This is a genomic window from Microcoleus sp. Pol7_B2, from assembly GCF_036701035.1.
Classification (GTDB): Bacteria; Cyanobacteriota; Cyanobacteriia; order Cyanobacteriales; family Microcoleaceae; genus Microcoleus.
This window is the reverse complement of the sequence record NZ_JAUBQB010000081.1, coordinates 18,998-32,396: the sequence shown is the minus strand read 5'-3', so window position 1 is coordinate 32,396 and position 13,399 is coordinate 18,998. Positions and strand designations below refer to the sequence as shown.

Genomic DNA, 13,399 nt, shown 5'->3' with positions numbered 1-13,399 from the left:
ATGGCATCGATCTTGTCGTCGCGGTGGGGATAATAATTAGACGTGTCGATGACGACTGTCTCGGCTGGTAGGTTGGCTATCAGTGGCGCGATTGTGGGAATGCGGTTGAGAGGGATCGAGAGGATCACCACGTCAACGTCCTCCACCGCTTGGGCCGTCGAGACCGCGCGTGCACCAAACTCCAGCGCATCGGCCGCAATGGTTTCGGGGCCGCGGGAGTTGGCGACCTTTACGTCATGTCCGGCCTGAGCCAGTTTGCGGGCCAAGGTCTTTCCAATGTTACCAGCACCTAAAATGCCGATTTTTAAATTCTTTGTGTTACTCATGAAAAATGTTCCTTCTTATTCCGTTGCTTGATAGGGTCGTGCCAACCTGTTCAAGGTGTCACGCAGTTTGGCCAGTCAGGAGCATTGGCCGCCGATACGGGCGATCAACTTGCCGTTGACCGCACCTCCCAGACGTTCGAGAGCCTCGGGGACTTCAGCGAACGATATGATCTTGTCGATTGGCATGGATATCTTCCCTTCGGAGAACAAACGACCTAGTGTCGTGATCGCGTCGTCGCGCTCTTCAGCGGTGCGGACGCTGTGCAAAGCGCCGGTGACGGAAATGCCATGCGTTAGGATATTGAAGGGCTCTATTGTGGGGAAAGTCGAACCACCGGCAAAGCCGATCAGGATATAACGTCCGCCGATGGCAATCGCGTCGAGCGCTTGCTCGGCTAATGGCGACCCGACCGTGTCATAGATGATATCGGCGCCTTTGCCTCCGGTCAGCGCGCGAACCTGCTCGATGAACGAACCGGTCTTAAGATTGATGACGTGGTCGGCGCCTTGCTCCCGGCAGAACGCGGCCTTGTTCCCGTCGCGCACGGTGGCGATCACGTTAAGGCCCAAAGCCTTAGCGAGCTGGGTCGCGGTGGAACCGGTGCCGCCCGATCCGCCAAGTACGAGCAGCGTCTCGCCCGGCTTCGCACGGGCGCGGTTGACCAGCCCGACATAAGCGACATGGAATGTTCCCAGGAACGCTGCCGCCTGCTCGTCGGGCATGTCGTCGGGTGCTAGCACCGCGCCAACGCCTGGGGAGAGGCAATACTGCGCCAAGCCACCTGAGCCGCGGGTGAAATTGGTGCCGCCGATCACCCGCGTGCCAATGGGAAAAGGATAGTCGCGTCCTGCCGTTTCCACGATGCCGACGACCTCCTGGCCCGGAGTCACTGGCGGCGTAGGCGTGAGGAAGTAGCGGCCTTCCAGCATCATGCGGTCAGGCAGACCGATATTGGTCGCCAATACCCTGAGCAGCGCCTCTCCTGGTCCTGGAATAGGAATGTCGATATCGACCAGCTTCAAAACATCACTGGGTTTGCCGAAGGTCTCTGCGCGCCAGGCTTTCATTATCAAACTCCAATATTTCAATCATGGATGTTTCAATCATGGATGGCGTTGCTCGCTCATCCTCTCCAGAGCGAAGTCGCTCCACAGCACATGATGCCTTTACATTTGCAATATCCGGCTGAGACGAAGAAAGTATTCCGGGTCGGGATTAAGGGTGGTGCCTTCAGAGCGCTCCAGCAATATCGCCCACGTCAGATCACGCCGCTTGGATAAGCGCTCTCTTTCGGCGGAGGCCAGCGCATCGGGTAACTCTGCCAAGGTGAGGTCAGTGCAATACACAGGCGATCCCGGCTGCATCCGCCATGAGTCTTCGAGTGTGCCTGCATCGAAGGCATCAAAACCCGTATCTTCCACCAGCGCTAATCCCACTTCACGATCTCGGTCCCGGTCTGCCGCCACAGGCAAAGCAATACGGTCGGGGCTTCCTACAGGCTTCCCCTTGTTCGCAAATGAGTCCGAAACGATGGTGTTCCACGCTTTGACGATAGGACGGCCTAACTGCTCGACCACCCACAAGCTCTCGACCTGCCCCGCGTCGATGGCCTCGATCCTGTTGTCGCGCACGGGGTGGTAGTTCGACGTGTCCATGACAACGGTTTCCTCTGGCAAGCCTTGAATCAATGGCGCAACCTGGGAGTAGCTGGCGGGATTGATGGAAAGAATGACCACGTCAACGTTCTGCACGGCTTCGGCTGCTGTAACGGCGCGGGCACCAAACTCCAGCGCATCGGCCGGGATGGTTTCCGGGCCGCGCGAGTTGGCCACCTTCACGTCATGTCCGGCCTGAGCCAGTTTGCGGGCCAAGGTCTTTCCGATGTTACCTGCGCCCAAAATGCCGATCTTCAAATTCTTTGTGTTATTCATGGTAAATCCTCCGTCTAAATCTTCCGTTTTGAATGTGAATGTCTGTTAATTATGGAAAGTCACGCTTTCTTCGATAGGGGCCTTGTCGATCCGGTAGCGATTGGCGGTGGCCGTCTTGTCGGGATAGCCGAATGAGATACCGAACAGCATCTTCAGGGACGGATCGATGCCCAACAGCTCGCGGATCGTGTCGGCGTAAAAGCCGAGCATCGTCTGCGGTATGCCGCCAAGCCCGTGCGCCGTCAGCGACAGCAAGAACGTCTGACCGTACATTCCGATGTCGCCAGCCACTCGCACATCGTCGCCAAAGGAAGGCATGAACAGCAGCGCGGCGTGCGGCGCACCAAAAAATTCCAGGTTGTATCGCGAGGCGAGCCGGCGATCTTCGGTCGCCTCGCGCGGGACGCCAATCGCCTGATAGTAGGCCGCCCCTTGCGCCTTTGAGCGCTCGCTGTAGACGCCGCAAAAATCGGCGGTGGAGAAGCTGAAGTCCGGTGTCATCCGACCAGCCTCGTCGTCCGCAAGGAGAGCCTTGCTGAGCGCGTCGCGTGTCGCGCCGGAGACGATGTTAACCTGCCAGGGCTGGGTGTTGCAGTTCGAGGGTGTGCGTTGTGCGTCTTCCAGAACTGAGCGGAGCACAGCGTCGGGGACAGGGGTTGGCAGGAAACTCCGGACAGAATGACGCTCACGCACAGTCTCTTTAAAAGACAATGTTTGCGACGGCCCGTTTGCTAATTCGATGGGGCTGCTTGGTACAAGTGTTGTATTTGACATGGTGAATCCCAAAAAGGTGGTCATTCGGTAATCGAGTCGGGGGCGTTGGCCGAACGGGGATGACCTAGCCCGTTCAAGGTGTCGCGAAGCTCGGCAAGGTCTTCATCGGAGAGACGGCAGGCCGTCTCGATCTTTTCAGGGATCGAGCACGCTGCCTCGCGGAGTGCCTCGCCCGCTTCTGTCAGATCGATAAGAACGCGGCGTTCGTCCTGCTGGTCGCGGGTGCGCGTCACCAACCCCGCGCTCTCAAGGCGCTTTAAGAGGGGCGTCAAGGTTCCGTTATCCATACCGAGCTCTTGCCCTACTTCCCCAACAGTGCGCGGGGTGCCCTCGTAGAGAGCGAGCATGACCAGAAACTGAGGATAGGTCAGGCCCAAAGGCTCAAGAAAGGGCCGATGAAGCCGAATGACGCGGTTCGACGCACTATAGAGGGCAAACGAAAGCTGCCTCCCCACCTGTCGCCGTTGGTTGATGTTCGAGTTGTTATCCATTTAAAAATCCAGTCAACAACTATTATATAGTACATTACATAATAGTTCAATATCTATAATTCACTTTTTTCTGGACCAGTCTTGCACCCCTTCCCATGCGTTGCACCAAGGCGACGGTACGAAGATTCTTCCACACTCCCCACCGTTGCCAGCGCGCACCGTGCCCCCTGAGGTTCGCGGAGGCGATCGCGCTTCGACTAGCGCTGGCACTTCATTCAACAAATGACCTAACTCACAGCAGCTTTTCCGGCGTAATCGGCAGCTCCCTGATGCGTTTGCCCGTGGCATGAAAGACAGCGTTGGCGATCGCCGCCGGGATGCCGACCATGCCGAGTTCGCCCATGCCCTTGACACCGAGCGGATTGACGACTTTATCGTCCTCCTCAACGAATATCGTTTCGATCTCCAAGATATCGGCATTAACCGGCACGTGATAGTGCTGCAAATTCGGATTCATAATCCGCCCGTAACGATGGTCGATTTCAGTCGCCTCTTGCAGCGCCATACCAATGCCCCACACAACGCCGCCGATTTCCTGGCTGTGCGAAGTTTTCGGATTCATGATCTTGCCGCAGGCGGTCACTTCAATTGCGCGTGTGACCTGGACAGTCCCGACATCCGGGTCAACTTTGACTTCCACGAATTGTGCGCCATGCGCGCCGGTTGCGTATTTTTCTCTTTCCGGCGAGGGTTTGGCTTCGTGAACGTCAACAAGCTCGGTCAGATTGTTCCGCCGCATTAACTCGGAAATATTTATCGATTGCGACAAATTGTTTTTGATTTGCAGCTTTCCGTCAAGCATCTCGACATCTTCGATTTTTGCCGTCTTAAAAGGCGAAGCTGCATCTTTATTAGCCAAATCCAACAGTTTCCGTCTGATGTTTTGTGCCGATTCATAAATCGCCGAGCCGACGCTCGCGGTGGTGAATGAACCGCCCTGCACCGGCGCTTCCGGGAATTTCGTGTCCCCGAGTTCAAACTTGACCTTTTCGGCGGGCAAACCGAGATATTCAGCGGCAATCAAAGTCATCACCGTGTAGGTTCCAGGTCCGATGTCCGCCGTGGCGCTCGCGACGTGCGCGGTGCCGTCGGACTTCAAAGTGATTTTCGCCGATGCCGGTCGCTGAAACGCGCCCCAAATTCCAGTCGCCATGCCCCAACCGACCAGAAGCCGTCCATCCCGCATGGAACGCGGCTCAGAATTGCGATTTTTCCAGCCGAACTTTTCGGCGCCGAGGCGGTAACACTCGCGCAAAGCCTTGCTTGAGTATGGTTTCCCGCTATCTAGATCGACATCGGTGAAATTTATCAGCCTTAATTCGAGCGGGTCGATTTTCAGCGCGTAAGCCAGTTCGTCCATCGCGGATTCGATCGCAAACATTCCGGACACGGCGCCCGGAGCACGCATCGAGGTAGGAGTCGCCAAGTCGGTTCTAACGATTTGCTGCTTTGTATCTACGTTAGGGCAAGCATAAAGCGGGCGCGAAAAAGTCGTCGTATTTTCCACCCATTCTTGGTAAGTTGACGAGTTATTCTTCGAGTCATGAACGATCGCCGTCAACTTGCCGTTTCTTTCGGCCCCGAGCGAAACTTTCTGCCAGGTGTGCGAACGATACCCGTGTCCCGTAAACATTTGCTGCCTGGTATAAACCACTTTCACGGGACGCTTGATAACACGCGCCGCCATTGCCGTCAGCGCCGGATAATAATTCGGTCTCAGAGAAGCACCGAAGGCTCCGCCGACGAACGGGGAAATCACGTGAACGTTTTCTGGGGGAATGTTAAAGCTCGTCGCCAAATGCTCGCGAACCACATAAACGCCTTGCGTTTTATCGAAGATCGTCAGCTTATCGTTTTCCCAGAAAGCGATCGCGGCGTGCGGCTCCATCGGGTTGTGATGCTCGATCGGAATCGTATATTCGGCTTCGATTTTCACGGGCGCAGATTTTAAAGCTTCGACAGGATTGCCTCGCGGTTTTACGGCGCTTTCGGGAGTTGGAAGAAAAGCCTTGTCCAACGAACTCTCCAGATCGGTCATCGACTTTTCTTCGTTGTAAGTCGCCTTTACGAGGCGCGTGGCATTACGCGCCTGCTCGAATGTCTCAGCCAGCACGAGCGCGATCGGCTGCATGTTGAAGAAAATCTGATTCGATTGCAGGGCGCGAAACGATTTATCAGGCACATCTCTGTTGATCTCCGGCTTGAGTTCCGGAGCAGCCGGCGGCGCAGGCTTCGGGTAATTTTCGTGCGTGAGGATGTGAATCACTCCCGGCGCACGGCTCGCTTCCGCCGTATCGATTGCTTTAATCGTGCCTTTGGCGATCGTGCTCGTCACGATAAAACCGTAGGCGAGATTGGGAACCTTGAATTCCGCAGCGTATTTAGCCTTGCCCGTAACTTTTGCAACGCCGTCCACGCGGCTCATTTCTTTTCCGATGTATCTTGCCATTTCTTTTATCCTCCCTAATTACGCCGCGCTGCTCGTCATCGCTTGCTGCAAAGCCAGAACAATGGCGCGTTTTCCGAGTTCGACTTTATAACCGTTATGTTCGAGCGGTTTCGCATCTTTGAGAGCCGCTTCGGCAGCAGCCCGAAAAGTTTCTTCCGTCGCTGGTTTTCCGATCAGAACTCTTTCCGCTTCGGGCGAACGCCAAGGTTTATGCGCGACGCCTCCCAAAACAACACGTGCCTGTGTGATGTTGTTGCCTCTTGTTTCTAAAGCAGCAGCCACGGCAAGCAGTGCGAAAGCATAGGAAGCGCGATCGCGAACTTTTAGGTAATAAGACTTGTTGGCGAAGTTATTCTTCGGCATTTCGATCGCGACGATCAATTCCCCATGCTGAAGATTGTTATCTTTTTCAGGCGTGTTACCGGGCAAGCGATGAAAATCCTGGAGCGGGATTGTGCGTTCTTGCCCGTTCGTGCCGCGAATCCTCACTACCGCGTCCAGCGCATAAAGCGCATTCGCCATATCGCCCGGGTAAGTCGCCACGCATTGGTCGCTGTAGCCAAAAATGGCATGAATGCGATTGAGCCCCTGAAGCGCTCCGCATCCGCTGCCGGGAGATCGTTTGTTGCAGGGCATAGCGATGTCGTAAAAATACTGGCAACGGGTGCGCTGCATTAAATTTCCCCCGTTGGTCGCCATATTGCGAAGCTGGGCGGAGGCGCCGGCTAAAATCGCCATTGACAGAAGCGGGTAATTTTGCCGGACGAGCGGATGGTTGGCCGTGTCGGTATTTTTGGCTAAGGCGCCGATCGAAATTCCCTTCGAGGTCGATCGAATCTCCGCCAGATTCAAACCTGAGATGTCAACAAGTTCGCTGGGACGCTCGACGTATTCTTTCATCAAATCAATCAGATTTGTCCCGCCTGCGAGAAACTTTGCCGTTTGATTAGCGGAAACGGTGCGAACGGCGCTTGCCGCGTCAGTTGCACTTGAATATTTAAACGATTTCATCGGCTTTGCCCTCCTGATTCAATGCAACGGCAATTTCTTCATCGGTCGCGAAATGCCAAGCCTGGGCTGTTTCGCGCCCGGAATGAACTTCTCTGATTGCCGCAACGATTCCCGGATACGCGCCGCAACGGCAAATATTGCCGCTCATGCGTTCTCTGATTTCTTCATCGGAGAGTGTTAAATTCTGCGCGATCGTCCGCAAATTGTTAGTGACGTGACTCGCGTCGCCGTTTTTGGCTTCCTGCAGAAGCGCCACCGCCGAACATATCTGCCCCGGCGTGCAGTAGCCGCACTGGAAGCCGTCGTGTTTGATGAACGCCGCCTGCATCGGATGAAGATTGTCGCCGTCAGCCAGCCCTTCGATCGTCGTCACCTCTTTCCCCTCGCAGCTCGCGGCAAGTGTCAGACAAGAAAGCACGCGGCGCCCGTCAACGATCACCGTACAAGCGCCGCACTGTCCTTGATCGCATCCTTTTTTGGTGCCGGTCAATCCAAGTCTTTCGCGCAGGGCGTCGAGCAGCGCCGTGCGCGAATCCACTTCCAGGCGTTGGGTCGAGCCGTTGATTTTCAAAAGAACCTTAACGGCGTTTTCAACCCCAGCGGTCTGGGCGAACACGGCGTCGGGCGCAGCGGCGAGTGTGGCAAAGGCTTTCTCTTTAGCCAGCAGGTGGAAGGCGAAGGTGCCGAGTGCAGCAGCCATACTTTGCCCCAAGAATTTGCGGCGAGCAGCACCGGAAATACCGAGTTGGTCGAGCAGTGTTTCTTCGTCCGCGCTGAGCTGCGAATCGCTCTCGGTTGAATTGAAATCTTTCCGTTCTTGATTATCGTCCATGCTTCTCCTTGCAAAATTCTCAAACAATCCCTGGACAAGTGTTTGTTTTTCGCCCCGGTTCTTCTAACGCTCTGCACCCACCGCAGGCGCTTCTGCCCCTTCGATCGGGCGTCCTGTGTTCTCGAAACTCAAAAAACCGAGTCAATTAAGACGCTCGGCCCTAGGGGAAAGGCTTGTGAGATTTCTCCTTCAAGCCTCATGCCTTTAGGCTGAGGTTCCTGACCGTCTCAATTCCTTTGGCTACCCCAATTGTAGAGATCGAGCACGCGATCGCCTGCTCTATCAATAGGGATGATTTTTTTAAGAAGCAAGGTTCGCCTTGATGCCCTTTTGGTTGTCAGTCGGCGAATCTCTTGCCCAATCAAAACTGAGTTTACTGTTGTATAAAAATCCAGAATGCTTACAATTCGCCGAAATGGTTTTTCATTGCTTTAGCCTCATTCTAAGAATCCTCAAGGGCAAGCAATAGGACGATCATCTAAGATTGTTGTACAATCCTGCAAACTTAGAAATGAACGCTGCCAAACCGAGTGAAAAGCCCGATAGGTCGTTAATGAACGACCAGCAGGCAAAGCGCTTTGCAGACAGAGCGCAAGCCCACAGAGACGAACTGACTGAGCGGATTGCACAGGCGATCCGTCATGATGGGACGATCGAGCCGCTGAAAGGATTGCACTTCTACCGCACCTCCTTTCCTTCGGAATGCGTTCATAGTGTCTCGATTCCTTCCTTTTGTGTCATTGCTCAGGGCAGCAAAGAAGTTCTTCTGGGCAACGATCGCTACCAGTACGATCCGATGCACTATCTATTGGGGACGGTCGAACTACCGATTGCCAGCCGAATTCTAGAAGCAACCCAGGAAAAACCGTACCTGGGGCTTCGTCTGGATCTCGACCCCACCCTGGTTGGCTCAGTCATGGTTGAGGCAGGCTATCCCTCAGCTCAAAGCGAGGCTAGTGTCAAAGCGATAGATGTCAGTCCACTGGATACCAATCTGCTAGACGCTACGGTGCGATTCGTCAGGTTGCTCGATTCCCCGGTGGAAGCTCATGTGCTTGCACCCCTGATTAAGCGAGAAATCATTTACCGACTGCTGATGGGAGCGCAAGGCGATCGGCTGCGTCAAATTGCTGTTCTGGGTGGCTCTACCCACCAAATTGCTAGAGCAGTCGATCGACTTCGTAAAGACTTTAACCAGCCGCTTCGGATTGAAAGCATCGCACGAGAGCTGGGAATGAGTGTATCGAGCTTCCACCATCACTTCAAGTCTGTCACTGCCATGAGTCCTTTGCAGTTCCAGAAGCAACTGCGGCTCCAGGAAGCTCGCCGTCTGATGCTGGGGCAAAACCTTGACGCTACCAGTGCTGCTTACCGTGTGGGTTACGACGATTCCTCGCACTTCAACCGAGAGTACAAGCGGCTCTTTGGTATACCACCGATGCGCGATATGGAGCGGCTGCGAGAAGCTGCGAGGCAGATTGCGAGTTCAAAATGATCTCCTCAATATGCCCTAATCAGGCCAGAAATCGCTAAAACGCAGTTATACTTCCCGCTATCATATAAATAAAAAATCATCTTGCGATCGCCCTGTTAATAATTTCCACAAACTGATGCAGTAAAGCAGTCAACTCTCAGCAAACTCTCCGGCATGGACTCGATCGCACTTTAAATAAAAATATTTAACCAAAGTGGGCATAAGCCCACCCTAATTCCTACTTCCCTACCGTGAAATACTCATTATTAGCATACACGCTAATAATGCAGTCTCCCACTTCAAAAAACATCCCCTCTTGCTCATCTTTAGAAAATTGCAAGTTGCCGTATTTAGAATTAATTTCCTCAGCAGTCGCCGCTTTTGCGTCCATTTCATCCGGGATAAGTCCGGTAGAACCGATATAGAAAACCAGCGGTGAAACTTTTTCCCTGTACACTTTTTCAGCGTAAGCTTCCAGTCGCTCATTCGCATTAGCTAAAGCAGCGACAAACTCCTCTCGCTTGACATCTTCTCCCTGCCATTTCGCTTGCAAAAGGCGCAGCAAACTATCTGCACCAACTTTTGATAAAATAGCGGTGACAGTGCCGTTATTTTCCAAGCCCAAAAACTCATCGAAAATCAGTTTCATCAAGTCGTCAACTTTGGTGATTTTTGTTCGGGATGACAGCGTTTTGTGTGCGAAGACAACAGGCTCATCTAAGGTGATGTCAAATGTCGGTTTTGCTAGCTTTTCGCCCGTGTTTTTGTGGTAAGCTTCATAAAGGCGATCGAGAAATTTGTTAGCCGAGTGCAATTTGCCGAAGTTGAGGATGTTTTTGCTGCCGATGTCGATTTTGTAGCTGACTCGCGAATCTACTGAACCGTTGGCGATCGCACTTTTTAAATCTGTGTATTCCGTCGTCGTCGGAAAGTTGATGTAAAGGTTTTTTGACAGATAATGCTGTTTCAATTCTTCCAATTGTTCCGCAGTGTAAGCCTCGGATTCCTCCTTCAAATGAGCCGAGAGAATGCTAGAGAGAATTTTGATTTCTGCGAGTTCCTCAAACACTCCGTCAAGGCTGCCGTAACGCCCGTCAAAAGGCACGAGGGGCAAAGTCTCTAACTTAATATCGTACTCTGAACGGAAGTCAAATTCTTGCACGGGCGAACCGTCTTTTTCAAGGAGACCGGATTTTTTGAGCAAATCAAACACTGGTTTGCTGCTGATTTTGGTTCGCAGCGACTTAATATTAACTTCGCCGTCGCTGACAATGGTATAATTGTTGAAAGTATTGAGGTCTGTAACTAGAATTCCCGCCACTTCTGCGATTAAAGTTTCATCCTCAACTTTTACCAGCTTAGCTTTTCGGGTAATCAGCATATTGATGGTAGCGGTATTTTGATTGATGGCAAATGAACCCATTTGCACGTATTCGCCACCATCTAAGAATTCAGTTTTCAGCCAAGGCTTGACAAGGTTGCCGTTTTCGTCTCGCTTTCCTTCAATTCGCTTCAAACCTTTTCGCTGATAATTTTCTTGCAAATGTTTCAAGTTGATGATGATGCTGTTGCTGTTTTCCTCCAATATCTTGATTAACTCCAGCAGGGAAATTTTCTCGCTGACTTTTACCCGATCGGCAATTTCATGATTTTTCAACACCTCAGGTGCAAAAACAGCCTGTTCCAAATCTTCCGTAAACTCCGCTATTTGGGCATTTGTCAAAGCTTTCGCGTGTTTTTCGGTCAAAGTAGCGTCGAAGGTGCTCGCCAGCGCATACTTAGCCGTATTTAAATTGCCGTCAGCGAGGTTAGCTTTCGCAAAAGCAAACACCGACTCATCAGTTTGAGCAACGGGAACATCTAGTTTGTCATACTCATCTTTGACGATTTTCTGATATTTGTAAAACAGTCCCCGATCGTCTGCTTTCAAGCCGCAGATTTTCAGCGTGCTCGATGAACCGTTGATTTTCTTGCCACTTTGGGAAACAAAAACTTGATAATCGTATTCCTTAATTAACGGTTCTTCCAGCGGAGGTGCAACGGAACTGCCTAACAGTTTTGTGCTGTCGTAAAGAGCATCATAAACCATTTTGACTTCGCCAGCGCGGATGCAATTTCCCGATAATGTGTTGGCGATTTTGGAGAGCAGTTTGAAGTCAGCAGAGGCATAGGATATCGTGTTGGCAAACACATCCATGTCTTTGAGTTCTTCGCAAATTTCCCCTAGTTTTGCAGCTTCAGAATTGGCACTGGGGTCATTTGCATAGCCGTCTGTGTGCAAATTGATCGCTGTCATTTCTCCGGCTTGAACCAGAGATTTAGCGAGTTGCATCGACTGCGATATGCAGGTACAGCCCGCCGTGTGGATTTTTTGAATTTCTTTGATGTATTGAGAGTCAAACTTCAGCACTTCTTGAATGGGAATTCGCTGGAAGTGACAAATTACGTCCCCCTTGTCAGCATAGGAAATCAGGCTGACAATTAGCTGGTAATTGTTGTATTTGTCTAAGGTCAAAAGCTTGATGAGGGTTTCTTTCAGCGGTTCTAAGTCATAATACATTGAGCCGGAACGGTCGATGATGATGATGCTGTGAGCGACGGATTTTTCTGGGATATCGCCTGGTGTTCTTTCTAAATTAATGCGATCGACTAGATAGAATGCCTTTGCGTTTCCGGCAAAATTGTAGAGGGTAAATTTGGTGCGAGTATTCGAGGCTGCTTGGCTGCTGGAACTTTTGACTTGAGACGATTGTTTTGCTTGCCGTGCCATAGTTGTCACCTATGTTGATTTATTCCTCAACTTTATGATTACACGCGCTTCTGTGGATGTCAAGGCCTCTGTGGAAAATTATCTGCGAGGCTGAATAAGCATTAATATTTAGCGCTGCGCTGCAAGGGAAAACTGCGGCGGTAGGGTAAATGTGGGCTTTTTTGGCAAAAGTAGTGGATCTGCGTAAATATTTAGTAAATATTTAGTCAATCATGCTTTATTTAGAAAATCCGCTGCTCAAACTTTATCTAAATCTGATCGGATGGGTGGCGTTCGGATTTTTTCTCGGCCGCCTGCTACCAAGAAGCTATTCTACATATTTAGCCAAGTTTCTTTTCTTCTTTGGCACGCCATTGAGCATTGTTGCTTTTATCCGCCGCGCCAATTTGTCCGGCGCTATTTTGATGGCGCCACTGACAGCTTGGGCGGCAATTCTAGCAGGTGGAGGACTCGCTTGGATTTTGATAAATTTCGGTGTCGGCGAGGAACGTTTTAAGAGTCTTAATCCGATCGCCAAAAATAGCCCGGAACACAACACCGCTTGGAGTTTGCCCACTCAAGGCAGCTTTTTATTGGCAACGATGGTTGGTAATACGGGTTTTTTAGGCATTCCCGTCAGCTTGTCCTTATTAGGCGCGGAACACTTTGCCTGGGCGTTGTTTTACGACTTGCTAGGCACTACCATGGGAATCAATATACTCGGAGTTGCTATTGCTTCTCACTGCGGTAAAAGCGATCGCCGTCAGAGTTGGTTGAGTCCCCTGCGGGCAATCTTTCAGAATCCGGCACTGTGGGCTTTTGGTGTAGGATTTGTCTCGCGCAGCTTGTCGCTGTCGGCACCTATCGAAGAATTGTTAACAACAGGCGCTTGGACTGTCATTACTTTAGCTTTAATTACGATCGGGATGCAGTTGAGCAAGTTGAATTCCTTGCACAACCTCAAACAAGTTGTGGCTTGTCTCGTGATTAAAATGTTGTTTATTCCCTTGGTAATTGGCACGGGATTAACAGTTTTGGGGATCGCGGGCGCGCCGCGACTTTTGCTAGTGCTGCAAATGGCGATGCCTCCTGCTTTTGGTACTACATTGCTGGCAGAAGCTTTCAATCTCGATCGCGAATTAGCCGTAACTGCGATCGGCCTCGGCTGCGTTAGTTTATTATTCACTATTCCAATATGGATGAGGCTATTTAATTTTTAATAAAAATATGACTCATTTTAAAAAGTGCTTGATTTCAGTGATCCCCATCACAAATAATGATAGTCAATGTCATATTAATTTAATAATTACTGGACGGGGAAACTGTATTGGCTTCTGTTAATGTGGAAATAGCCCGTGGAT

General features: G+C 51.5%; 11 protein-coding genes. 2 read left to right on the top strand and 9 right to left on the bottom strand.

Annotation, left to right across the window (positions count from 1 at the left end; all coding sequences use genetic code 11):
- From QUA57_RS23550 to QUA57_RS23515, 8 genes are all read right to left on the bottom strand, one after another.
- Nucleotides 1–326, bottom strand: a 326-nt coding sequence (locus tag QUA57_RS23550; protein WP_333063913.1) for an NAD(P)-binding domain-containing protein, incomplete at its 3' end; no start/stop codon positions are given.
- 75 nt (nucleotides 327–401) lie between these two features.
- Nucleotides 402–1,394, bottom strand: coding sequence for an NADPH:quinone oxidoreductase family protein (locus QUA57_RS23545; RefSeq protein WP_332952282.1), 993 nt, complete (start codon nucleotides 1,392–1,394; stop codon nucleotides 402–404).
- 99 nt (nucleotides 1,395–1,493) lie between these two features.
- Nucleotides 1,494–2,258, bottom strand: coding sequence for an NAD(P)-binding domain-containing protein (locus QUA57_RS23540; protein ID WP_333063914.1), 765 nt, complete (start codon nucleotides 2,256–2,258; stop codon nucleotides 1,494–1,496).
- Nucleotides 2,259–2,303: 45 nt separating this feature from the next.
- Nucleotides 2,304–3,032, bottom strand: coding sequence for a nitroreductase (locus tag QUA57_RS23535; RefSeq protein WP_333063915.1), 729 nt, complete (start codon nucleotides 3,030–3,032; stop codon nucleotides 2,304–2,306).
- A 20-nt stretch (nucleotides 3,033–3,052) separates the two neighbouring features.
- Nucleotides 3,053–3,523 carry a MarR family transcriptional regulator gene (locus QUA57_RS23530; protein WP_333063918.1) on the bottom strand — a complete coding sequence of 157 codons (471 nt, stop codon included), beginning with the start codon at nucleotides 3,521–3,523 and terminating at the stop codon, nucleotides 3,053–3,055.
- A gap of 232 nt (nucleotides 3,524–3,755) precedes the next feature.
- Nucleotides 3,756–5,972, bottom strand: a complete 2,217-nt coding sequence (locus tag QUA57_RS23525; RefSeq protein ID WP_333063919.1) for a xanthine dehydrogenase family protein molybdopterin-binding subunit — start codon at nucleotides 5,970–5,972, stop codon at nucleotides 3,756–3,758.
- Between the two features lie 18 nt (nucleotides 5,973–5,990).
- Complete coding sequence (locus QUA57_RS23520) at nucleotides 5,991–6,983, bottom strand: xanthine dehydrogenase family protein subunit M (RefSeq protein ID WP_333063920.1); 993 nt, start codon at nucleotides 6,981–6,983, stop codon at nucleotides 5,991–5,993.
- Nucleotides 6,970–7,815, bottom strand: a complete 846-nt coding sequence (locus QUA57_RS23515) for a 2Fe-2S iron-sulfur cluster-binding protein (protein WP_333063921.1) — start codon at nucleotides 7,813–7,815, stop codon at nucleotides 6,970–6,972. The genes QUA57_RS23520 and QUA57_RS23515 overlap by 14 nt, the downstream gene beginning before the upstream one ends.
- A 511-nt stretch (nucleotides 7,816–8,326) precedes the next feature.
- Here QUA57_RS23515 and QUA57_RS23510 point away from each other — a divergent pair.
- Nucleotides 8,327–9,310 (top strand): AraC family transcriptional regulator, encoded by a 984-nt coding sequence (locus tag QUA57_RS23510; protein WP_333063922.1) that lies wholly within the window; start codon nucleotides 8,327–8,329, stop codon nucleotides 9,308–9,310.
- A gap of 217 nt (nucleotides 9,311–9,527) precedes the next feature.
- Here QUA57_RS23510 and QUA57_RS23505 read toward each other — a convergent pair whose 3' ends face one another.
- Nucleotides 9,528–12,059 carry a VWA domain-containing protein gene (locus tag QUA57_RS23505; protein ID WP_333063923.1) on the bottom strand — a complete coding sequence of 844 codons (2,532 nt, stop codon included), beginning with the start codon at nucleotides 12,057–12,059 and terminating at the stop codon, nucleotides 9,528–9,530.
- 212 nt (nucleotides 12,060–12,271) lie between these two features.
- Between QUA57_RS23505 and QUA57_RS23500 the strand changes: the two genes are divergently transcribed.
- Nucleotides 12,272–13,258: an AEC family transporter gene (locus QUA57_RS23500; RefSeq protein WP_333063926.1), complete on the top strand. Its 987-nt coding sequence runs from the start codon at nucleotides 12,272–12,274 to the stop codon at nucleotides 13,256–13,258.
- Nucleotides 13,259–13,399 lie beyond the last annotated feature (141 nt).

Bases quoted from the DNA above. Each gene is read 5' to 3' on its own strand.
- QUA57_RS23545 (WP_332952282.1), bottom strand. From the start codon at position 1,394: ATGAAAGCCTGGCGCGCAGAGACCTTCGGCAAACCCAGTGATGTTTTG.
- QUA57_RS23540 (WP_333063914.1), bottom strand. From the start codon at position 2,258: ATGAATAACACAAAGAATTTGAAGATCGGCATTTTGGGCGCAGGTAAC.
- QUA57_RS23535 (WP_333063915.1), bottom strand. From the start codon at position 3,032: ATGTCAAATACAACACTTGTACCAAGCAGCCCCATCGAATTAGCAAAC.
- QUA57_RS23530 (WP_333063918.1), bottom strand. From the start codon at position 3,523: ATGGATAACAACTCGAACATCAACCAACGGCGACAGGTGGGGAGGCAG.
- QUA57_RS23525 (WP_333063919.1), bottom strand. From the start codon at position 5,972: ATGGCAAGATACATCGGAAAAGAAATGAGCCGCGTGGACGGCGTTGCA.
- QUA57_RS23520 (WP_333063920.1), bottom strand. From the start codon at position 6,983: ATGAAATCGTTTAAATATTCAAGTGCAACTGACGCGGCAAGCGCCGTT.
- QUA57_RS23515 (WP_333063921.1), bottom strand. From the start codon at position 7,815: ATGGACGATAATCAAGAACGGAAAGATTTCAATTCAACCGAGAGCGAT.
- QUA57_RS23510 (WP_333063922.1), top strand. From the start codon at position 8,327: ATGAACGCTGCCAAACCGAGTGAAAAGCCCGATAGGTCGTTAATGAAC.
- QUA57_RS23505 (WP_333063923.1), bottom strand. From the start codon at position 12,059: ATGGCACGGCAAGCAAAACAATCGTCTCAAGTCAAAAGTTCCAGCAGC.
- QUA57_RS23500 (WP_333063926.1), top strand. From the start codon at position 12,272: ATGCTTTATTTAGAAAATCCGCTGCTCAAACTTTATCTAAATCTGATC.